This window comes from Streptomyces sp. A18 (genome assembly GCF_059026065.1).
Genome location: NZ_JBWLKL010000004.1, coordinates 71,004 through 92,873, shown reverse-complemented (window position 1 = coordinate 92,873; position 21,870 = coordinate 71,004). Strand labels below are relative to the sequence as shown.

The 21,870-nt window shown below is 69.9% G+C and carries 19 protein-coding genes; 7 read left to right on the top strand and 12 right to left on the bottom strand.

From position 1 onward, the window contains the following. Nucleotides 1-18 precede the first annotated feature (18 nt). On the bottom strand, nt 19-921 hold the full coding sequence (locus AC5P1C_RS08500) for an LLM class F420-dependent oxidoreductase (RefSeq protein WP_493865069.1): 903 nt from the start codon (nt 919-921) through the stop codon (nt 19-21). A gap of 42 nt (nt 922-963) precedes the next feature. Beyond that, entirely contained in the window at nt 964-1,503 is a 540-nt protein-coding gene (locus AC5P1C_RS08495; protein ID WP_493865068.1) for a hypothetical protein, read from the bottom strand. Between the two features lie 133 nt (nt 1,504-1,636). On the opposite strand from AC5P1C_RS08495, the gene AC5P1C_RS08490 reads away from it, so the two are divergent. The 3 genes from AC5P1C_RS08490 to AC5P1C_RS08480 all read left to right on the top strand — a co-directional run bounded on the left by AC5P1C_RS08490 (nt 1,637) and on the right by AC5P1C_RS08480 (nt 4,150). After that, nucleotides 1,637-2,053, top strand: a complete 417-nt coding sequence (locus AC5P1C_RS08490; protein WP_493865067.1) for an ankyrin repeat domain-containing protein — start codon at nt 1,637-1,639, stop codon at nt 2,051-2,053. A gap of 47 nt (nt 2,054-2,100) precedes the next feature. Continuing rightward, nucleotides 2,101-2,457 (top strand): hypothetical protein, encoded by a 357-nt coding sequence (locus AC5P1C_RS08485; protein ID WP_493865066.1) that lies wholly within the window; start codon nt 2,101-2,103, stop codon nt 2,455-2,457. Between the two features lie 151 nt (nt 2,458-2,608). Next, nucleotides 2,609-4,150, top strand: coding sequence for a CehA/McbA family metallohydrolase (locus AC5P1C_RS08480; protein WP_493865065.1), 1,542 nt, complete (start codon nt 2,609-2,611; stop codon nt 4,148-4,150). 60 nt (nt 4,151-4,210) lie between these two features. On the opposite strand, the gene AC5P1C_RS08475 is transcribed toward AC5P1C_RS08480, so the two are convergent. From AC5P1C_RS08475 to AC5P1C_RS08445, 7 genes are all read right to left on the bottom strand, one after another. Beyond that, a complete protein-coding gene (locus tag AC5P1C_RS08475; protein WP_493865064.1) occupies nt 4,211-5,770 on the bottom strand; it encodes an APC family permease in 1,560 nt (519 codons plus the stop codon). Nucleotides 5,771-6,017: 247 nt separating this feature from the next. After that, entirely contained in the window at nt 6,018-7,490 is a 1,473-nt protein-coding gene (locus AC5P1C_RS08470; protein WP_493865063.1) for an aldehyde dehydrogenase family protein, read from the bottom strand. Beyond that, nucleotides 7,487-9,226, bottom strand: a complete 1,740-nt coding sequence (locus tag AC5P1C_RS08465) for an N-acyl-D-amino-acid deacylase family protein (RefSeq protein WP_493865062.1) — start codon at nt 9,224-9,226, stop codon at nt 7,487-7,489. The genes AC5P1C_RS08470 and AC5P1C_RS08465 overlap by 4 nt, the downstream gene beginning before the upstream one ends. 169 nt (nt 9,227-9,395) lie before the next feature. Continuing rightward, nucleotides 9,396-10,523 carry an LLM class flavin-dependent oxidoreductase gene (locus AC5P1C_RS08460; protein ID WP_493865061.1) on the bottom strand — a complete coding sequence of 376 codons (1,128 nt, stop codon included), beginning with the start codon at nt 10,521-10,523 and terminating at the stop codon, nt 9,396-9,398. Between the two features lie 127 nt (nt 10,524-10,650). Further along, the gene (locus AC5P1C_RS08455; RefSeq protein WP_493865060.1) at nt 10,651-11,436 is read right to left on the bottom strand and encodes an SDR family NAD(P)-dependent oxidoreductase; all 786 of its coding nucleotides are present in this window, start codon (nt 11,434-11,436) and stop codon (nt 10,651-10,653) included. An 80-nt stretch (nt 11,437-11,516) separates the two neighbouring features. After that, a complete protein-coding gene (locus AC5P1C_RS08450; RefSeq protein ID WP_493865059.1) occupies nt 11,517-12,476 on the bottom strand; it encodes an LLM class F420-dependent oxidoreductase in 960 nt (319 codons plus the stop codon). A 264-nt stretch (nt 12,477-12,740) separates the two neighbouring features. Continuing rightward, entirely contained in the window at nt 12,741-13,967 is a 1,227-nt protein-coding gene (locus AC5P1C_RS08445) for an amidohydrolase family protein (protein ID WP_493865363.1), read from the bottom strand. Nucleotides 13,968-14,309: 342 nt separating this feature from the next. Here AC5P1C_RS08445 and afsR point away from each other — a divergent pair, with 342 nt between their 5' ends. The 3 genes from afsR (at nt 14,310) to AC5P1C_RS08430 (ending at nt 18,207) form a co-directional block, all read left to right on the top strand. Further along, nucleotides 14,310-17,264, top strand: a complete 2,955-nt coding sequence (gene afsR, locus AC5P1C_RS08440) for an SARP-family global regulator AfsR (RefSeq protein ID WP_493865058.1) — start codon at nt 14,310-14,312, stop codon at nt 17,262-17,264. 206 nt (nt 17,265-17,470) lie between these two features. After that, the gene (locus AC5P1C_RS08435; protein ID WP_493865057.1) at nt 17,471-17,635 is read left to right on the top strand and encodes a hypothetical protein; all 165 of its coding nucleotides are present in this window, start codon (nt 17,471-17,473) and stop codon (nt 17,633-17,635) included. Nucleotides 17,636-18,000: 365 nt separating this feature from the next. Further along, on the top strand, nt 18,001-18,207 hold the full coding sequence (locus AC5P1C_RS08430) for a DUF397 domain-containing protein (protein WP_493865056.1): 207 nt from the start codon (nt 18,001-18,003) through the stop codon (nt 18,205-18,207). Nucleotides 18,208-18,387: 180 nt separating this feature from the next. Here the strand turns inward: AC5P1C_RS08430 and AC5P1C_RS08425 are convergent, their stop codons facing one another. Beyond that, entirely contained in the window at nt 18,388-19,287 is a 900-nt protein-coding gene (locus tag AC5P1C_RS08425) for a putative endonuclease domain-containing protein (protein WP_493865055.1), read from the bottom strand. A 297-nt stretch (nt 19,288-19,584) separates the two neighbouring features. Between AC5P1C_RS08425 and AC5P1C_RS08420 the strand changes: the two genes are divergently transcribed. After that, nucleotides 19,585-20,205 (top strand): DJ-1/PfpI family protein, encoded by a 621-nt coding sequence (locus AC5P1C_RS08420; protein WP_493865054.1) that lies wholly within the window; start codon nt 19,585-19,587, stop codon nt 20,203-20,205. A gap of 47 nt (nt 20,206-20,252) precedes the next feature. Here the strand turns inward: AC5P1C_RS08420 and AC5P1C_RS08415 are convergent, their stop codons facing one another. Continuing rightward, complete coding sequence (locus AC5P1C_RS08415) at nt 20,253-20,687, bottom strand: SRPBCC family protein (protein ID WP_493865053.1); 435 nt, start codon at nt 20,685-20,687, stop codon at nt 20,253-20,255. A gap of 167 nt (nt 20,688-20,854) precedes the next feature. Then, the gene (locus AC5P1C_RS08410; protein WP_493865052.1) at nt 20,855-21,835 is read right to left on the bottom strand and encodes an alpha/beta fold hydrolase; all 981 of its coding nucleotides are present in this window, start codon (nt 21,833-21,835) and stop codon (nt 20,855-20,857) included. Nucleotides 21,836-21,870: the final 35 nt, after the last annotated feature.

Below are 21,870 nucleotides of genomic sequence, written 5' to 3'. Positions count from 1 at the left end.
GAGCGCCGACAGAAACAGCTACAGGCCAGTGCTGGTTGCCGGGGTCGGGGGCGCGGCAGGTGTGACGTGCACGTATCGCTCGAATCCGTCGAGCACCCGCAGCACCTCCGCCTCACCGCGCGCGGGAAGCTGCACGATGACCTCGTCCACCCCCAGCTCCGCGTAGTGGGCGAGCTTGCCCTCGGTCGGCTCGACGGCGGAGAGCGCCACGTACAGGCCGTCGGGCTCGCGGCCCGCGTCCGCCCACGCGGTACGCAGCGCGGGCAGCGCGTCGCGCAGCCCGCCGCCGCCGATGGGCAGCCAGCCGTCGGCGAACTCCGCGATGTGCGCGAACAGCTTGGGCCCGGCGGCTCCGCCGATGAGGGTGCGAGGGCCGAAGAGGGGGCCTTCCTTCCTCCGGCGGGGTGCGCGCACCGGCTTCGGATGGACCTCGCTGGCGCGCACACCGCCGAACTCACCCTCGTACGAAGTCGGCTGCTCGGCCCACAGCGCCCGCATCACCGCCATCCGGTCCCGCACGAGCGCGCGGCGCGTGCGCCACTCGACGCCGTGGTCGGCGGCCTCCTCCTTGTTCCAGCCGTAGCCGATGCCGAGCGTGAACCGGCCGCCGGAGAGGTGGTCGAGGGTCACGATCTGCTTGGCCAGGTCGATGGGGTCGTGCTGCCCGACGAGCGTGATGTTCGTGCCGAGCCCGAGCCGGTCCGTGACGGCGGCTGCCTGCGCGAGGGCGACGAAGGGGCTGAGCATGCGGGCACACTCGGGCGGGAGTTCACCCCCGGGATACGGAGTCTCGCGGGAGACGGGGATGTGGGAGTGCTCGGGGAGGTAGAGCGCCGCGAAGCCTCGCTGCTCCAGCTCACGGGCCAGGCGGGTCGGGGTGATGGTCTCGTCGGTGAGGTAGAGGGTGGCGGCAACTCGCATGGAACGGGCCTCCCGGGCGGTGTACGCATCGAGGTACGGGGCTCACTTACTAGCCGTCAGCGGCGCAGGAGTCCATGCCGCGCCCGTGTCTCCCCTGCGCCTGCGGTAGTACGCGACCGTCACCGCGACGAGCAGCGGAGCCCACAGGAGCAGCGGCACATAGCAGACCATCAGGAGCGTCTGCTTGGCCGCGCTGTCCGTGACGCCGGAGCCCAGGTCCGCGTACGCGGCGTACACGAACCAGCCGGTGATCAGGAACAGCCCGGCCGCCCCGAGCAGCGCCGGGACCACCGCGGCGAGCGGCTTCACCCGGCGCCCGCCGAGCAGCGGTATCCACCCCGGCACGACCTCGCCCCACCCCCGCACCAGGCCGAGCGTCAGCAGGGCGAGGCCCTCGGACACGACGCTGAGCCCCAGGACGTAGAGCATCTCCCCCCACCCCTCCACGGGCATGTCGGCCACCGGAAGCCCGGCGACCAGGGCGACGCGCCACAGCCCCGAGGGCAGGATGGCCAGCGGTACGGCGTGGGCGGCGATCACGGCCCACCGGGGAACACCAGGGAGAGCGCTCATCTTCAGCATGGGCCTCATGCTGGCCGTGGGCGCCGGCCCGTCACATCGGCGTACGGGCCGACCAGGGACGCCGGGCCTCCGCCGCACGGGGGAGCGGAAAATCCGACCACCTCACGCGCCGCCCGAACTACCGTGGCGCCCGATGAGCAGAAGACGACGCAAGAAGCAGACACAACAGCTGGTCCTGGCGGCGCAATTGGGCAGCACCACACAGGTCAAGGCCCTGCTGCGCGCGGGAGCGAACCCCAAGACCCCCGACCCCGACGGCACGACCCCGCTGTACGGCGCCTCCGTCCACGGCACGGCGCCCATCGTCAGGGCGCTCCTCGAAGCGGGGGCCGACCCCGACCTGGAGAGCGGCCACGGCGACCAGGGCACGCCCCTGTGCGGGGCCGCGTGCTGGGGCCACACCGAAGCCGTGCGGGAACTTCTGGCCCATGGCGCGGACCCCAACCTCCGCGAGGACCACGGCACGGGCAACTCGCCGCTGTCCTGGGCGACGCAGGGGTCGCACCAGGAGACGGCCGCCGTGCTTCGGGCGGCGGGCGCGAGCGCCTAGGCGCGGGGCGCCCGGCGTCCTAGGATCCGCCATCGGGGGGGTTCATCATGCGACTTCGATGCGCGACCGTACTGCTGCTGCTCGGGGCTCTGCTGGGGGGAACGGCATCCGCTGGGGCGTACGCGGCTGCCCCGAGAGCGGCGACGGTCTCTTCGGCGGCTTCTGCTTCAGCAGCTTCTGCTTCAGCGGCGTCGGCCGCTCAGGCGGACACCAGGGCAGCGGGCACACCGCAGACCAGGTCCGAGCCCGAGCAGAAACCCAAGCCCAAGCCCAAGAAGAATAAGAAGAAGTCCAAGGGCGGGTCCATCGGCCTCATCGCCGGGATCATCGTCGCCGTCGTCGCGATCATCGTCATCATCCTGATCGCCCGCCACCGCGTGAACAAGGCCCGCCGCGGCGAGTGAGCGCGAGGCGGCGAGTGAGCGTCGCGGGCGGCCGGCGGACCGCGCCCGACACCACCCGTAAGTCTGTCAATTGCCTTCCCTTGCCGGGAAGTTCACGGCTGAATACCAGGGTTGCCCTTCAGTCCCATCCGACACCCTGGGGAGCCGACACATGTGCGAGGACGAACACCGCCCGGCCAGACCCGCCAACACACCCCTGAACCGGCGCGGTCTGCTCGTGACGGGAGCCGCCGCCGCGCTTACGTTGAACAGCGTGAGCTTCGCGAGCGCCGCAGGGCGTGAACCCGGAAGTGGCGACGAGACCAAGGTGGTGCGCGGGACGCTGCCCACCGGGTCACCCGACTTCGTGTATCTGCCGGTCGAAGTCCCCGACGGCGTACGGGAGATCCACGTCGCGTACACCTACGAGAAGGTCACGGTCCCGGCGGGCACCCAGGGCAACGCGCTCGACATCGGCATCTTCGACCAGCGCGGCACCGCCCTCGGCGGCAAGGGCTTCCGTGGCTGGTCGGGCGGCGCACGCACGGAGTTCTTCATCCGCGCCGACGAGGCGACCCCCGGCTACATCCCGGGCCCGGTCAGGGCGGGCACCTGGAACATCGCGCTCGGCCCGTACACGGTCGCGCCGCAGGGCCTCCCCTACGAGGTCACGATCACGCTCAAGTACGGGGCGCCCGGCAAGACGCCCAGGCCCTCCTACCCGCCGGAGCGCGCGAAGGGGAGGGGCCGCGCCTGGTACCGCGGCGACTGTCACCTGCACTCCTGGCATTCGGACGGCAGGCGCACCCCGGCCGAGATCGCGGCCCTCGCGCGCGCGGCGGGCCTCGACTTCATCAACACATCCGAGCACAACACCCACTCCGCGCACGCCCATTGGGCCGACCAGGCGGACGACGACCTCCTCGTCATGCTGGGCGAGGAAGTCACCACGCGCAACGGTCACGTGGTCGCGCTCGGCACGGATCCCGGCACGTTCATCGACTGGCGCTACCGCGCCCGCGACAACCGCTTCGGCAAGTACGCCCGCGAGGTCCGCGACGCGGGAGGCCTCGTCGTCCCCGCCCACCCGCACGCCACCTGCATCGGCTGCAACTGGAAGTTCGGCTTCGGGGAGGCGGACGCGGTGGAGGTGTGGAACGGCGCGTACACCCCGGACGACGAGGTGTCCCTGGCCGACTGGGACAGCACGCTCGTCGCGTCCGTGCGCGGCCATAAGCCCTGGATCCCGGCCATGGGCAACAGCGACGCCCACCGCGACCCCGACCCCGTCGGCACCCCGCAGACGGTGGTCCTCGCGGACGACCTGACCCGCGACGCCATCCAGGCGGGCATCCGCGCGGGCCACAGCTACGTGGCCGAGTCCAAGAAGGTCGCGCTCACGTTCACGGCCACCGGCGGCAGGGGCAAGCAGGCAGGCATCGGCGAGCGGCTCCACGTCGAGCAGGACGCCCCGGTGACGGTCCGCCTGGACGTCACGGGCGCCCCCGGCTGCACGATCCGCTTCGTGACGGACCAGGGCGTCCTCTTCACGAGCCCCGCGCTCCCCGCATCCGGAACGGGCAAGGCGGAGTGGCGGACCACCCCGTCGTACGCCGCCTACGTACGGGCCGAGGTCCGGCACGCCCCGGTGACGCCGGGCCTCCCGGGCCCCCTGACGGCCTTCACGAACCCGGTGTTCCTGGGCCGGAACTAGCACGATGGATGACTGCCCCTGACTCCGGCCAGGGGCAGCCATCCGAACAGTGCGGCGGGGTCAGTCCGCGACCACCAGGGCGGGCGTGTCCCGCTTCAGGATCTCGCCCCGGAAGAACGCCGGGCTCTTGCGGCCCATCACCAGCATGATCACCACGCCGAGCAGCAGCAGGCCCACGCCGATCACGAAGACCGAGCCGACGCCGAAGACGGAGGAGCCGCTGCCGTAGGCGGGGTTCCACATGTCCACCAGCGTCTTGAAGAAGACCGCGGTCAGCAGGATGCCGCCGAACACCGGGAAGAAGCCCTTGAAGGCGAAGTCGCGCGCCGACGTGAACAGCTCGCGGCGGAAGTACCAGGCGCAGGCGAAGGCCGTGAGCGCGTAGTAGAAGCAGATCATGAGGCCGAGCGCGTAGATCGTGTCGACCAGGACGTGCTCGGAGACCAGCGTCATGACCGTGTAGAAGACGCCGGTCGCGACGCCCGCGACGACCGTCGCACGGCCCGGGGTCTTGAACTTGGGGTGCACGCGCGCGTAGGACGGCGGCAGCGCCTCGTACGTCGACATGGCGAGGACCGTGCGGGCCACCGGGATGAACGTGGTCTGCAGGCTCGCGGCAGCCGATGCGAGGACGGCGACGAAGAGCAGGATGCCCAGGCCGCTGCCCATGATGGGGCCTGCGAGGGCGGCGAAGACGTTGTCGGAGGTGTCCGGGTTGGCGAGGCCCAGGCCCTTGTCTCCGGAGCCGACGGCCATCTGGGCCGCGATGCCGGTCGCGAGGTAGGAGCCGATCAGGACGACCATCGAGATGAGCGCCGCGCGGCCCGGGGTCTTCTCGCTGCCGGTGGTCTCCTCATTGGCGGTCAGACACGCGTCCCATCCCCAGAACATGAAGATCGACAGGGAGAGCCCGGCCGTGAAGGCACCGAAGGACTGGACGGAGAACGGGTTCAGCCAGGACCAGGAGAAGTCCATGGACCCGGCGATGTCGCCGCTGCGGGCCTTGCCCAGGGCCATCACCACGAAGAGCGCGAGGACCACGAGCTGCAGGCCGACCAGGAGGTACTGCACACCCTTCGTCGCCGTCATCCCCCGATAGCTGATCGCCGTCGCCGCGGCGATCAGGGCCAGGCACGTGAGGATGTGGACGGCCTTGTTGTCGTCCAGGGCGGCCACCGAGTCGTTGCTCGTGATCTCGCCCGCCAGGAGCCAGAAGTACGAGGTCGCCACGCCCGCCAGGTTCGACAGGACGATGATCGTGGCGATGACCAGGCCCCAGCCGCACATCCAGCCGATCCGCGGGCCGAAGGCCTTGACCGTCCAGGTGAAGGAGGTGCCGCAGTCCGGCATGGCCTTGTTGAGCTCCCGGTAGGCGAAGGCCACCAGGAGCATCGGCAGGAAGCCCGCGAGGAAGACCGCGGGCATGGCCAGGCCGACCTCGCCGGCCGTGGAGCCGAGGGTCGACGTCAGGCAGTAGACGGGGGCGACGGTGGAAATACCGATGACGGCGCTGCCCATGAGGCCGACGGAGTTCCCGCCGAGGCCTTTGGCGCGTACGCCCCCGTCGGGGGCGCCGCTTACCGTGTCTCCGGCCTGGGGCCGTACGTCCAACTGGGTCATGAACAGGACGTTAAGGGCTGCGGTTTCCACATCCGGAGGGTTCAGATCCGGATCTCAGAGCTTGCAATCGATGGAGAAATCGGGGCAGTCACCATCGATTACTTGATCCCTTAACGACCTCGCTTATTCATTGCCAGGCAAAACTCAGACCGTCCGGTATGCGGGAACCGCAGCACTGTCCGTTTTGCCCTGTTTCAAAATTTTCCCGAGCCCTCTCTCACATTCCACATACCGGACGTTTGAGCGGTCATCCCGGCCACACGATCGACTGCAGCTCGCTGTACGCGTGCAGCGCGTACGACCCCACGTCCCGGCCCACCCCGCTCCTCTTGAACCCTCCGAACGGCGCCTCCATGTTCCTGCCGATCGTATTCACGCCGACCCCGCCCGCCCGCAGCCTCCGCGCCACCCGGAACGCGCGGGCCACGTCACCCGACCAGACGTAGTCGAGAAGGCCGTAGTCGCTGTCGTTGGCGAGCGCTATGCCCTCCTCCTCGTCGTCGAAGGGGACCACCACCACGACCGGGCCGAAGATCTCCTCCCGGACCACCCGCATGTCGTTCGTGCAGTCCGCGAGCAGCGTCGGGGCGACGTAGAAGCCCTTCTCGAACGAGGCCGGGCGCTCGCCGCCCGCGACGACCCGTGCGCCTTCCTTCCGCCCCAACTCCACGTACGACTCGATGCGGTCCCGGTGCGCCGCCGAGATCACCGGGCCGACGACCGTCCCCTTCTCCCGCGGGTCCCCGACCTTCATGAAGCCGATGTGCTGCGTCAGCTTCTCGATCAGGTCGGCGTAGATCGCCCGGTGCGCGATCACCCTCGTCGGAGCCGTGCAGATCTGGCCGCTGTAGAAGGCGTACGTCGTGCCGATCCCCGCCACCGCCGAGTCCAGGTCCGCGTCCTCGAAGACGAGCGCGGCGCCCTTGCCGCCCAGCTCCATCAGCTGGCGCTTCATGTCGCGGCCGCACACCTCGGCGATCCGCTGCCCCACCGAGGTCGAACCGGTGAAGCTCACCATGTCGACGTCCCGGGAGTCGACGGCCGCCTCGCCGACCTCCGGGCGCGCGCCCGACACCACGTTCACCACTCCCGGCGGGGCTCCCGCCGCCTCAAGGGCCGCCGCCATCCGGTAGACCGAGAGCGGGTCCTGCGGGGCGGGCTTCACCACGACCGTGTTGCCCATGGCCAGGGCGGGTGCCACCTTGCCCGCCGGGTTGGCCCATGGGTTGTTGTACGAGGTGATGCAGGTGACGACGCCCACCGGCTGCCGGACGGTGAGCGCCCCCACGACGCCCGCCTTCCCCATCGGGCCCGCCTCGTTGATCTGCGGGGGAAGCGCCGCCTCGACCGGTTCCAGGGCCCCCTTCGCGTACCGCTTGAAGCGCGCCACCGACACCGCGACCTGCATTCCGCGCGCCGTGCCGGTCGTCGCGCCGCTCTCGGCCTGGGCGAGTTCCGCGTACGAGGCGAAGTCCCGCTGCATGATCGCCGCGGCGCGGTCCAGGACCGTGGCCCGCTCCTCCGGCGTCGTACGCGACCAGGCGGCGAAGGCCTCGCGGGCCGCACCCGCCGCCGCGTACACCTGCTCGCGGCTCGCCTCGGGGGCCAGGCCGACGACACCCTCGGTCGCCGGGTTGATCACCTCGTAATGGCCGCCGTCGGGTTCGACCCACTCGCCGCCGATGAACAGCCGCTGACCGTCCGGGAGTTGGTCGCTCACTTGGTGCTCACCGTCCTGGTGTCCCGGCCCGAGCGCAGGATGGTGCCGGGCGTCGCACCCGTCACCTGGTCCTCGCGGATCGCTTCAACTCCATTGACCCATACGGCATTCACGCCGATCGCCTTCGAGTCGAGGCGCGGGCTGTCGCCGGGCAGGTCGTGCACGAGCATGGCCTTGCCCGCGTCGATGCGCTCGGGGTCGAAGAGGACGAGGTCGGCGTGGTAGCCCTCCTCGATGCGGCCCCGGTCCCGCAGCCCGAAGAGCTGGGCGGGGTCGTCGGTGAGCATCTTGACCGCCTGTTCGAGGCCGACGAGCTTGCGGCCCCGCAGGCAGTCCCCGATGAAACGGGTCGTGTACGGGGCTCCGCACATGCGGTCCAGGTGCGCGCCCGCGTCGGAGCCGCCCAGCATGACGTCCTCGTGCTGCCAGGTCTCCTGGCGCAGGGCCCACGAGTCGGGGTCGTTGTCGGAGGGCATGGGCCACAGGACCGTACGCAGGTCGTCGTTGGCGCAGATCTCGACGAGGCACTGGAAGGCCTCCTGTCCGCGCTCGGTGGCGATGTCGCCGACGACGCGGCCGGTGAGGCCTTCGTTCTCCTTGGAGTACGTGTCCCCGATGACGTACCGGTCGAAGTGCGTGAGCCGCCGGAAGACCCCGGCCTCCTTGCTGTCGGCCCGCCGCAGCATCTCGCCCCGGACGTCCGGGTCGCGGAGCTTGGCGATGCGCTCGGGAACGGGGAGGCCGAGCACGTCTCCCCACCCGGGGATCAGGTTCAGCGCGCAGAAGGTGCCGAGCGACATGTTCATCGGGGTGAGGATCGGCATCGTCAGCGCCACGATCCGGCCACCGGACTTACGGGCGCGCTCGCTGGCGATCAGCTGGCGCGGGACGCGCTCGGGCACGGCGGCGTCGATGGTGAGGACGTTCCAGTTGAGCGGGCGTCCCGCGGCGGCGCTCATCTCCACGAACAGATCGATCTCGTCGTCGCTGAACTGATCCAGACAGCCCGCGACGATGGCCTCCAGCTGCGTGCCCTCGTGCTCGGCGACGGCCCGGCTGAGCGCGAGCAGCTCCTCGGGCTTCGCGTGCCGCGAGGCCACCGGCTGTCCGTCACCGTCCGAGTGCGTGGAGGACTGCGTGGTGGAGAGCCCCCAGGCGCCGGCGTCCATGGCGTCGTGGAAGAGCCGCAGCATCTCTTCGAGCTGCTCGGGCGAGGGCTGGCCACCCACCGCGTCCGCGCCCATGACATACCGCCGCAGTGCGCAATGCCCCACCATGAAGCCGGCGTTGACGGCGACGCGCCCGTCCAGGGCGTCGAGATACTCGCCGAAGGAGCTCCACGACCAGGGCGCGCCTTCTTCGAGCGCCACCAGGGACATGCCCTCGACCTTGGACATCATCCGCCGCGTGTAGTCGGCGTCGTCGGGCCGCGCGGGGTTCAACGGCGCGAGCGTGAAACCGCAGTTGCCGCCCGCGACGGTGGTGACGCCGTGGTTCAGGGAGGGGGTCGCGTAGGGGTCCCAGAAGAGCTGGGCGTCGTAGTGCGTGTGCGGGTCCACGAATCCGGGCGCCAGGACGCGGCCTTGGGCGTCTTCGCTGGTCGTGGCGGGCTCGGTGACGGTACCGGGTTCGGCGACGACGGCTATGCGCCCGTCCCGGATGCCTACGTCGGCCGTGAATGCGGGGGCGCCGGTTCCGTCGACTACGGTCGCGCCCTTGATGAGGTGGTCGAGCATGGCGAGGTCGTCCCCCTTGGCGGTGGAATTTACGGTGCGGATTCGGCCCGTCCAGCACGGGTGGTCGGGCGGGAAAGAGCCCGTCCGGCGCTTGAGGACACGCCCGAAGGGCGAACAGGGAGCCCCGGCTCCCGTCCGGGAAGGGGAAGCCGGGGCAGCTAGAGGAACCTCAGGAGGAGGCCGCCTGCCGGAAACGGGAGGTCCGGTGCACAGGATCCGTGTCGATCTTCGGAATCACATGCTCACCGATCAACTTGATCGTGTTCTTCGTGTCCTCGGGCGAGATCCCGATCGGAAGACCGAAGCTGAGCTGATCCGCCCCCGCCTGCTCCCACCGCTTGCACTGCGTGAGCACCTCGTCCGGGTCGCCGCAGATCATCAGCTCCTCGGCGATGAGCAGCTCGATGATCTCCTCGCTGTACTCGGGCAGCAGCTCGGGCCACTCGGGGATGCCCTCGGGCCGCGGGAAGGTGTCGTGGTAGCGGAAGAGCAGCGACTGCAGGTAGTTGAGCCCGCCGCTGACGGCGATCTCCACCGCCTTCTTGTGCGTCTCGGCGCAGATCGCGGTCGAGGTCACCATGACGTTGTCGTTGACGAAGTCACCGACCGGCTCGGCCTCCTTCACGGCCGTCTTGTACGACTCGAGGACCCACTCCATGTCGGAGACCTTCTGCACGCTGAAGCCCAGTACCCCGAGCCCCTTCTTGCCCGCCATCGCGTACGAAGGGGGGGACCCGGCGGCGTACCACATCGCCGGGTGCGACTTCCCGTACGGCTTGGGCAGGATCTTGCGGGGCGGCAGCGACCAGTGTTTGCCCTGGAAGCCGACGTACTCGTCCTGGAGCCACATCTTGGGGAACTCGGCGATGGTCTCTTCCCAGAGTTCCTTGGTGTGGTTCATGTCGGTGACGCCCGGCATGAAGCCCAGTATCTCGTGCGACCCCGCGCCACGGCCTGACCCGAACTCGAAGCGTCCTTCGGAGAGATGGTCGAGCATGGCGACCTTCTCGGCGACCTTGACCGGGTGGTTCACCGGGGCGAGCGGGTTGAAGATCCCGGAGCCCAGGTGGATGCGGTCGGTCGCGTGGGCGAGATAGCCGAGGAAGACGTCATTGGCGGAGAGGTGCGAGTACTCCTCCAGGAAGTGGTGCTCGGAGGCCCAGGCGTACTTGAAGCCGGACTTGTCCGCCTGGATGACGTACTCGGTCTCCTCGATGAGCGCCTTGTGCTCGGCTTCGGGGTCGACCTTGGCCCGCTTGGCGGGCACGTATCCCTGTACAAAGAGACCGAATTCCAAGGAGGTTCACCATCCTCGTGAGGTTCTGACGAACGAGTTTCTGACGAACCGTCAGATTGCGATGCGTCGACTGTTCCACCGGCGGCAGGGACCGTCAATACCTGGGGCCAGCCCTACTGACGTTCCGTCAGACGATGCTGACCCCCGCCAGCCACCCCCCGTCGATGACGAACGGCTGCCCGGTGATGTACGCCGAGTCGTCCCCGGTCAGGAAGAGCGCGAGGGCGGCCACCTCCTCGGGCTTCCCGATCCGCCCGAGCGGCACGAGCTTCTTGTAGAGCTCGGCGACGGCCTCCCGCGCCTCGGTCGGGTCGGCGGTCGGGTCGAGCTGCGCGGGGTTGGTCATCGGAGTGTCGACGGCACCTGGGCAGACGGCGTTGACGCGGATGTTCTTGGCGGCGAGCTCCATCGCGGCGACGCGCGTGAGCCCGAGGATGGCGTGCTTGGTCGCGGCGTACGCGCCGACGTACGCCATGCCCGTCATCGCGGTGTACGAGGCGGTGTTCACGATGGTCCCGCCGCCGGCGGCCTCGATCTCGGGCGCGGCGGCGCGGATGCCGAGGAAGCAACCGATCTGGTTGACCTGGATGATCTCCTTGAACTCTTCGAGCGGGGTGCTGACGAGTTCGTTGAAGCGCAGGATCCCGGCGTTGTTGACCAGGCCGTCGACCTTCCCGAAGGCGTCCTTGGCGGCACTCACGGCGGACTGCCAGTCGGTCTCCTGGCTGACGTCGAGGTGCACGAACTTGGCCACGTCGCCGCCGAGTTCCTTGGCGAGGGCCTCGCCCTGGTCGTCGAGCACGTCGCCGATGACGACGCGCGCCCCCTCGGCGGCGAAGAGCCGCGCCTCCTGCTCGCCCTGCCCGCGCGCCCCGCCGGTGACGATGACGACGCGGCCGTCCAGCTTGCCCATACCTGTCTCCTTGAGTGAGGTCGGTGAGGCCGGTGCGGGGTCTCATGTGAGGTGCGGGGTCTCAGTTGAGGTGCGGGGTCTCAGTTGAGATACGGCGCGACCTCTGCGGCGAACGCCGCCATCTGGTCGGTGAGTTCGGTGCGGCTGCGGCTGCGGAACCGCACCTGGATCTGCTGCACGCCCATCGCCCCGTACGCCCGCAGGGACTCGGCGAGGACATCCGGCTTCCCGCTGAGGGTGCGCCGGCCCACGGACCAGCCGGGCTCCCCCACGTACAAGGGCTCGGTGATCGCCCCCACGACGATCGGCTCGACCACCCCCGCCTCCTCGCGGAGCCGCCCCAGCCTGGCGATCTGCGCGGGCAGCTTGTCGCGCGGGTCACCCTGCGGCAGCCATCCGTCACCCCGCACGGCGGCCCTGCGGACGGCGGCGGGCGAGGAGCCGCCCACCCAGATGGGCACGCGCTCCTGCGCGGGGCGCGGCTGCTGCCCGAGATCGCTGAAGTCGTAGTGCTCACCGTGGTGTTCGGGATACTCGTCGGGCCCGAGGGAGGCCTTCAGCGCATCGATCGTCTCGTCGAGCACGGGCCCGCGCCGCGCGAAGTCGGCGCCGACGGCGTCGAATTCCTCCTGCACGTGCCCGGCCCCGACGCCGAGGATCAGCCGCCCGCCGCTGAGCCGGTCCAGGGTGGCGTACTGCTTGGCGCCGACGAGCGGATGCCGCAGGCCGACGACGGCGACATGGCTCATCAGCCGTACGTTCTCGGTGATCCCCGCGAGGAAGGAGAGGGTGGCCACCGGGTCGTACCAGACGGTGCTCATCGTGTCGGCGAGCCGCCGCGGAATGGCCACGTGATCACAACCGGCGATGTACGCGAAGCCGCCGCGGTCGGCGGTGCGGGCTATCTCGGCGAGGTCGTCGGTGGTGGCGTCCGCCTCCCACGCCTCCGCGTAGATGACGCTCTGCGACTGGATCGGGAGCTGCATCCCGTAGACCAGTCGCCCTTGCGGGAAGATGTGCGCCAGCGCGTTGGCAGCCATGGGAACCCGACCCCTCACCTTGATCTGACGGTGTGTCATATACGGCGACGGCACTCATCGTCGTAGCTGACGATCCATCAGGCAAGGGGTCGGAGGCGGGTATCCCACGCGCATCCCACGCCTATCCCACGCGCGGCCCCCTCAGCCCTCAGGGCGAACCTTCAGCCCTCAGGGCGAACCCTCAGTCCTCAGGGCGAACCCTCAGCCCTCAGGGCGAACCCTCAGTCCTCAGGGCGAGCCCTCGGCCCACCACCGGCCGGGCCCTCAGGCCCCCGGACCGCCCCACAGCCCCTCATCCGTCAGCCCGAGCAACTCGATCGCGTTGCCCCGCACGATCCGCTCGACGACATCCGGCGCCAGGTGCCCCATCTGGGACTCCCCCACCTCCCTGGACTTCGGCCAGGTCGAGTCGGAGTGCGGATAGTCGGTCTCGTAGAGGACGTTCCCGACCCCGATCGCGTCGAGGTTCTTCAGCCCGAAGGCGTCATCGAAGAAGCACCCGTAGACATGCTCGGTGAAGAGCTCGGACGGCGGCCGGTGCACCTTGTCGGCGACCCCGCCCCACCCGCGGTTCTCCTCCCAGACCACGTCCGCGCGCTCAAGGATGTAGGGGATCCACCCGATCTGCCCTTCCGCATACATGATCTTGAGATTCGGGAAGCGCTCGAACTTGCCGCTCATCAGCCAGTCGACCATCGAGAAGCAGCAGTTGGCGAAGGTGATGGTGGACCCGACGGCGGGCGGCGCGTCCGCGGACGTGCTGGGCATCTTGCTGCTCGACCCGATGTGCATGGCGATGACGGTGCCGGTCTCGTCGCAGGCCCGCAGGAAGGGGTCCCACTCGTCCGTGTGGATGGAGGGGAGGCCCAGGTGGGGCGGTATCTCGGAGAAGGCCACGGCGCGCACGCCGCGGGCGGCGTTGCGGCGGACCTCGGCGGCGGCGAGCTCGGCGTCCCAGAGGGGGATGAGGGTGAGCGGGATGAGGCGACCCTGCGCCTCGGGCCCGCACCACTCATCGACCATCCAGTCGTTGTAGGCACGCACCCCGAGAAGCCCCAGCTCACGGTCCTTCGCCTCGGTGAACGTCTGCCCGCAGAAGCGGGGGAAGGTGGGGAAGCAGAGGGCGGACTGGACGTGGTTGACGTCCATGTCGGCGAGGCGGTCGGGCACGCTGAACGACCCCGGGCGCATCTGCTCGTACGTGATGACCTCGAGCTTGATCTCGTCCCGGTCGTACCCGACGGAGGTGTCGAGGCGGGTGAGCGGCCGGTGCAGATCCTCGTAGATCCACCAGTCGCCTATGGGCCCGTCCTCCCCCTGCTCGCCCATCACGGGGGCGAACTTTCCCCCCAGGAAGGACATTTCCCTCAGGGGCGCCCGGACGATGCGCGGCCCGCTGTCGCGGTACTTCGACGGGAGCCGGTCCTGCCAGACAGTGGCGGGCTCGACGGTGTGGTCGTCCACCGAGATGATCCTCGGGAACGTCGGCAGGTTCGTCGGCATGTTCGTCGGCAAGGTCTCAGTGGTCTCCATGTGCTCCACGGTAGCGCCGATCTGACGACCCGTCAGCTGCTCGGCGGCGACTTGTCGGCCGTCCATCGGTCGTCCACCGCCCGTTCGCACGTTGATCATTACTGGCAGACGAGTGCGTGGACCCTGTGAGAGCCGTCTCGCACGGCTGACGTATCCGCCATGAACAAGGCAAACTGGCGGGGAGCAAGAACCTGGTAAAGAACCGACGCAGGTGAAGCACAGCAATCGCGGGTAGGGCAGACCCGCGGCGCGCGACCAGGCACGGCGACGGCCGGGCACGGCAGGGCAGCAGGGGGAGCGATGGACGGTGTACCGCGAGTACCGGACCAGCGGCGTCCGGCCCCGGGGAACGCCCCCGAGGAACTGAGACCGCACTTCAGCGTGCTCGGCCCCGTACGCGCGTGGCACGGCGCCGAGCAGCTCTCCATGGGCTCTCCGCAGCAGCGCGCCCTGCTCGCGGCGCTCCTGCTGCGCGACGGCCGCACGGCCACGGCGCACGAACTGATCGACGCCCTCTGGGGCGAGGAACCGCCCTCGCAGGCGCTGGCCGCGGTCCGTACGTACGCGTCGCGCCTGCGCAAGGTGCTCCCGGCCGGGGTCCTGGTCAGCGAGTCGGGCGGCTACGCGATCGCGGTGGCCGACGGCGCGCTCGACCTGGCGCTCGCGGAGGACCTGTGGGCGGAGGCGGAGAAGGCGCGCGGGGTGTCCGACCTCTGCCAGGCCCGCTCCCTGGTCAACAAGGCGCTGAGCCTGTGGGACGGCGAACCGCTGGCGAACGTGCCGGGCCCGTACGCGGAGACGGAGCGCACGCGCCTGGAGGAGTGGCGCCTCCAGCTCCTCGAGTCCCGCCTGGACATGGACCTGGAGGTCGGCTGCCACGCGGAGGCGGTCTCGGAACTGACGGCGCTGACGGCGGCGCACCCGCTGCGGGAACGCCTGCGCGAACTCCTGATGCTGGCGCTGTACCGCAGCGGGCGCCAGGCCGAGGCCCTTGCGGTATACGCGGACACGCGCCGCCTGCTGGACGACGAACTGGGCGTGGAGCCACGCCCCGGCCTGAAGGAACTCCAGCAGCGCATTCTGCAGGCGGACCCGGCCCTGGCGGAACCGTCGGCGGCGGCCCCGGAGCCTGCGGCGGCGGCGGTACGCCCGGCGCAACTCCCGGCGACGGTCCCGGACTTCACGGGTCGCGCCTCCTTCGTCACCGAGCTGAGCGAGATCCTGTCGGCGGCGGAGGGCCGGGTGATGGCGGTCTCGGCGCTCGCGGGCATCGGGGGCGTGGGCAAGACGACGCTGGCGGTCCACGTGGCGCACGTCGCCCGTACCTACTTCCCTGACGGTCAGTTGTACGTGGACCTACAGGGGGCGGGCGCGAGGGCGGCGGAACCGGAGACGGTACTGGGCGCCTTCCTGCGGGCCCTGGGTACGGCCGACTCGGCGATCCCCGACTCCCTGGAGGAGAGGGCGGCGCTGTACAGGTCGGTCCTGGACGGCCGCAGGGTCCTGGTGGTCCTGGACAACGCCCGGGACGCGGCCCAGGTCCGTCCCCTCCTGCCGGGCATGGAGGGCTGCGCGGCGCTGGTGACGAGCCGCATCCGGATGGTGGACCTGGCCGGGGCCCACCTGGTGGACCTGGACGTGATGTCCCCCGAGGAGGCGCTGCTCCTCTTCACGCGGATAGTGGGCGAGGAAAGGGTCACCTCGGAACGGAAGGCCGCGCTGGACGTGGTGGCGGCGTGCGGCTTCCTGCCGCTGGCGATCCGCATCGCGGCCTCGCGCCTCGCGGCCCGCCGTACGTGGACGGTCTCGACCCTAGCCGCGAAGCTGGCCGACGAGCGGCGGCGCCTGGACGAACTCCAGGCGGGCGACCTCGCGGTGAAGGCGACGTTCGAGCTGGGCTACGGCCAACTGGAGCCGGCACAGGCGCGGGCCTTCCGCCTGCTGGGCCTTGCCGACGGCCCGGACCTCTCACTCGCCGCGGCGGCCGCGGTGCTCGACCTGCCGGTGGAGGCGACGGAGGACCTGCTGGAGTCCCTGGTCGACACGTCCCTGGTGGAGTCGGCGGCGCCGGGCCGGTACCGGTACCACGACCTGGTCCGGCTCTACGCGCGTGCGTGCGCGGAGCGGGATGAGTTGCCGCCGAGTGAGCGGGGGGCGGCCATGTCGCGGTTGTTGGACTTTTACTTGGCTACGGCGGCGGGGGTTTATGCGCTGGAGCGGCCGGGAGACCGGCTCGTGGACCACTTGGAACGGACGGACTACGCGGGTCTGCAGTTCTCCGAGGGCGTGACCGCCCTCGATTGGCTGTACGCCGAAGCCAACAGCCTGCTCGCCTGCGTACGGCAGTCCGCAGGCGAAGGAAGCATGCTCAGGCGAGCCGTCGACCTCCTGTGGGCTGCCAAGGACCTCGCCGAGTCGGGCGCCAACTCGCATCAGTACGAGACGACGGCGGTCGCTGTCCGCGATGCAGCCAACGCCGCCGGAGACGCGCGGGCAGAGGGACGCGCCCGTACGACCCTGACCAATGTGCTGCTGGTCTCGGGGCGCTTCAACGCGGCGGACGACGAAGCGCGGATCGCCACGATGCTCGCCGAGAAGGCAGGAGACACCGTTCCCATCTGCTGGGCCTCGAACGATCGCGGGATCATCGCCTTCTACGAGAGCCGCCATGCGGACGGAGAGCGCTATTTGCGGCAGGCGATCGACCATTTCCGCGCCATCGGCAACCAGGTAGGCGAGGCAAGCGCCCTCTGCAACCTTTCCCGGATCCATGTCGCCATGGGGCGCACGACCAGCGCTGTAGAGCTCGCGCAGCAAGGCATCGCCATCTACGACAACATGGGGCTGACGCTGCGTCTAGCCAACGGACGCTTCGCTCTGGGCATCGCACTGACCCGGGCAGACCGCCACTCCGAGGCTCTCGACGAGCTGTCCGAGGCACTCACCATCTTCACCGAGAACCGCCAGCGCCTCTGGGAAGGAACCACTCACTTCAGGATCGCTGAAGCGCACCTTGCAGCTCGGCGCCCCGCGCAGGCAGCACAGCACGCGGAGCAGGCTCTGGCCCTTCGCTGCATCGGTGGCGACTGGATGCGTGGCAACGTTCTGACGACCCTGGGGCGGTCCTTGGCGGAGCTGGGGCAGGCGGACAGGGCGAAGGCATGCTGGACGGAAGCGCTCGCGATCTACCAGCAGTCAGGCGCTGCGGAAGCAGACGAGGTACGGCGGCTACTCACCCCCGTTGCGGCGGCCTAGAAGACTGTCGCCGCCGTTCATCAATCGTTTATCGCCACCCGGCACTCTCATACATGTCGATCCGTCGCCTCGGGGGGCAGACGGCTTGGCGGAGAGCCGAACCGATATCGTGTTCGGCTCTACAACGCCCGTCCGGCGGCCCTCGGGGGAGCTGCCGGGCGGGCCTTGTTCCCAGACTCGGGTCTACCAACAGGGGAGTTCATTCCATGAGCGACGCCAAGAAGACGAAGAAGACCGACGACCCCACCACGCAGGACAACCACGCGGGCAGCGAGCCCGCGGACATCACCACGCAGGACAACCACGCGGGCAGCGAGCCCGCGAAGATCACCACGCAGGACAACCACGCGGGCAGCGAGCCCGCCAACTAGACCTTCTCGCACGGGGATCGTTCGACCGCGGTGGCGCGGAGGGGGAGCCACCGCGGTCGACGCATGTCCCCAGACCCAAGGCAAGCCACCACCCCGATGGGGCCGAAGCGACAACGCTCGGCCCCATCGCGCTGCCCGCACCCCACCTACGCAAAAGCCAACTCGCACCACACGTACTTACCCCCACTGCCCCCACCGCCCCCACTGCCCCCACCGCCCCCGAAAGGGCGGGGCTCTCCGTTGGCGAGACAGCCCGGCTACTGGGGATCGCGCCCACGAAGCTTCACAAGGTGCAGTGCTCAGCACTCGACGAGGTCGAGGGAGCTCATCCACCGACTGGCCAAGGAAGTGTGAGGAATCCAGACATGGCAACGTCGACCACTTGGCAGAAGTCCTCATTCTCCGGCGGCGGCGATGGGGCCAACTGCGTAGAACTCCGCGCCCAGCACCCCGGCACCGTCAGCCTCCGCGAGAGCGACGCCCCGTCCACCGAACTCTCCCTCACGCCCGAACGCCTGGCCCACCTCATACGCGGCGTAAAGAGCGGAACCCTGAACTCCCGGTCCCGGTAGGCGACACGAGGCCACGTCGAGCGAGCGTGGGGCCCACCGGATCAGCGGCGTCAGCGTCAGCGTCAGCGTCAGCGTCAGCGTCAGCGAAGAGTACGAGTTGCAGGAAATGTCCGCACCCCCCGCACCGCAAGTCCCCCCAAGTGGAACTTTTCCGCAACTCACCCCGCGCCACCACCAACCTCATCCCCGCCACACCCCGCCCCCCGTCACCGCCTCCCTCACCCTCCCCACGAACCTCTCCGGCGCCCGGAAGACCTCCTCCGCGCCGAAGCGCAGCACCAGCCGGATCTCGGGGCATGACGCCAGGTCGTTGTAGCGGGCCAGGTCTCGGCGGTGGGCGTCCCGGGAGCCGTGGTACGCGTAGCCTTCGATCTCCACGGCCACGCCCTCCCCACGGAAGAAGAAGTCCGGGCGCAGGCGGCGGCCGGACGGGGTCAGCAACTCTGCCTGGGACTCCGGTCGCAGCCCCGCGTCATACATCCGGAGCCGCGCGACCGTCTCCGCCGGTGAGCCGGCCCCCGCGTCGGCCAGCGCAAGCCACTGCCGCGCCCTCACCGTCCCCCTCGGCTGCGGGGATTGCAGGGCCGCGGCTACCGGGGACAGGCCGCCGAGCAGCGGGCCCCGCCGGTGACGGCCCCCGTAACGGCGCGAGCTCAACGCCGAGTCGAGCGCCACCAGCGCGTCGTCACGAGGGCCGTCACGCAGCAGATCCGCCAACGTCCGCGCGACGCTCGTGACCCGCAGGTCTCCCACCACGGTGATCTCGGCCGGCGTCAGCGGGAGCCAGTGAATCCGGGCACCACCGGTCTTACGCCGGAACCTCAGCGGGTCGATGAACTCCAGCTCTTCCCGTAGCACTTCGATGCGCCAGAGCGCCGCCGCAGACCGGTGACTCACCACCAACTCCGGCATCGTCAGCTGTCCGGCCCAGAGACGCATCGCCAGGTCGACCGTGCGCCCCGGCTCCGCCCAGCCGCCCCCCGGGATGCGCGTCCACCCCTCTGCGGCCAGATTTCGGGACAGCGTGCCCGTCGGCCAACCCGCTTCCCTGGCCCAGCGCGTGAGCAGCACCCCCTCCACGGCCAACTCCCTCAGCCGATCCCCGCCCCTCGCACCCCGCGGCCCCCTTGAACCCCCCATCACCCCAGGCTGCCGCACCTTGCCCGCGCGCGGATCGGCCTGTGGACAACCACGCCCCTGTGGACAACCACGCTCCCCCCAAGTGGCAGTAAAGGTGGGCTACTTGTCATTGCAGACGTTTGTGGCCGCCTGAAGACTTGAGTCACGGCACACGGCACACGGCACAGACACACGGCACACGGCACACGGCACACGGCACACGGCACACCACATCGCACCCAGCCCGGAAGGGACCCCATGCAGATAGCGATCCTCCTCTACGACAACTTCACCGTCCTCGACGCGGTAGGCCCCTTCCAGACCCTCGCCGGACTGCCCGGCGCCGAAGTCGTCTTCGTCGCCGAGGAGGCCGGTCCCGTACTCGACGACACCCGCGCCCTCTCCCTCGTCGCCACGAAGTCCCTCGCCGAGGTCAGCAGCCCGGACATCGTCGTCGTACCCGGAAGCCCGGACCCCGCACTCGACAACCAGGCCGTCCTCGACTGGCTCCGCACCGTCGACGCCACCACCACCTGGACGACCTCCGTCTGCACCGGCTCGCTCATCCTCGCCGCCGCTGGTCTCCTCAAGGGCCGCCGCGCCACGTCGCATTGGCTGGCGCTCGACCAGATCAAGCAGTTCGGGGTCGAGTCGACCGGGGAGCGCGTCGTCTTCGACGGGAAGTACGTCACCGGCGCGGGCGTCTCCGCCGGGATCGACATGGGTCTCACGCTCGCCGGGAAGATCGCGGGCGACGAGCATGCGCAGACCGTGCAGCTGCTGATCGAGTACGACCCCCAGCCGCCGTACGACGCCGGCTCACCGGAGAAGGCTCCGGGCGCGCTGGTGGAGAAGTTCCGGGCCGAGGCCGCCTCCTAAGCCGCCTCCTAGGCAGACTCGGAAGTGCCCTCCTCCTGGACCGTCTCCTAGACGGCCTCCATCAGCTCCTTGAGTCGGGCCAGGTCGGCGGCGACCGCGTCGGCGTCACGCCGGAAGTCGGCATCGCTCATCTCCGGGCGTCGGCGGAGGGTGAACACCACCTCGCTCGCCGTGCCGTCGGCGATCACGCGAACCGGGTTGTAGACCGTCTCCCCTGAGGGCAGCGTGACGTCGTGGTCGAGCACGCCCAGCTCGTTGGCGGGCGCGAAGGCGACCACGACCCGCCCCAGGGGGGAGGAATCCGCGATCCACCGACCGCCGATCTTCCGGATGGAGCCGCCGAGCCCATGGGCCCACGCGGGCAGGTTCGCCGGGTCCGACGCGTAGGCGTAGACGTCATCGGCGTGACGGTCGATGCGGACGCTGAGGTGGCGGGATTCCTTGCCTGCGCTGTTGCTGTTGCTGTTGCTGTTGCTGCTCATGACGGCGACGGTAGTGGGCGACGGGCGCCGCCTTCTTGTACGAATCGGACCGGGCCTGGTCAGGAAAGGGGACGGAGGAGGGGAAGGAGGAGGGGAAGGAGGTGGGCACGGAGGTGGGGGCGGAGGTGGGCACGGAGGAGGGAAGGTGAAGCGTCGTCGCGCTCCCCTCAGTGGAACGCCCTCAGCCACTCCACAAGAAGCCGGTTCACCTCGAAGGCCCGCTCCTGCTGCACCCAGTGCCCGCACCCCTCAAGGATGTGCGAGGAGACCAGGCCCGGGAGGGTCTGCGGGTACGCCTTGATCGCGTCGGCCAGCCACGTCGTCGACGCGTCCTGGTCGCCGCCGATGAAGAGGGACGGCTGGGGGATGGGCGCTCCGTCCCACGCCGCCAGGTCCTCCCAGTCTCGGTCGACGTTGCGGTAGCGGTTGAGCGCGCCGGTCAGGCCCGTGCGCTCGAATTCCGCCGCGTAGACGTCCAGGTCCCCCTCCGTCAGCCAGGAGGGCAACGGACCGTCCATCGCGAAACGGTCCGACATCTTTCCGCCCCTGGCCACGAAGTGCAGGCTCGGGGTCTCCGGCGACGGCATCGTGTCGGCCGACAGGCCCGCGTAGAACCCCGCGAGCCAGCCCCGCACATCCGGCTCGATCTCCGCCTCCGCCCTGCCCAGCTCCTGGAAGTAGCTGACGTAGAACTCCTCCTCCTCGCCGCCGATTCCGGCGAAGGCGTCCGTCGGGCGGACGCCGTTCCTCGGCGCGTACGGGACGCTCAGCAGGCCCACCGCCGTGAAGACGTCGGGCCGCAGCAGCGCCGAGTCGGCCGCGATCGTCGAGCCCCAGTCGTGGCCCACGATCGTCGCCGTCTCCGCGCCGAGCGAGTGCACGACGCCCACGTTGTCGGCGACGTGCGCCAGCATCCGGTACGCGTCCACCTCGCCCGGCTTCGACGAGCGGCCGTACCCGCGCACATCGATCGCCACCGCGCGGAAGCCCGCCTCGGCCAGGACCGGGAGCTGGTGGCGCCACGAGTACCAGGACTCGGGGAAGCCGTGGACCAGGAGGACCAGCGGGCCCGTGCCCTGCTCGACGAGATGGATCCGGCCGCCGCCAGGGACGTCCACCAGTTGGTGGTGCGGGGTGTGGTGCGGCATATTTCCTCCCGGATCAGCGGATACGTACGACGTGC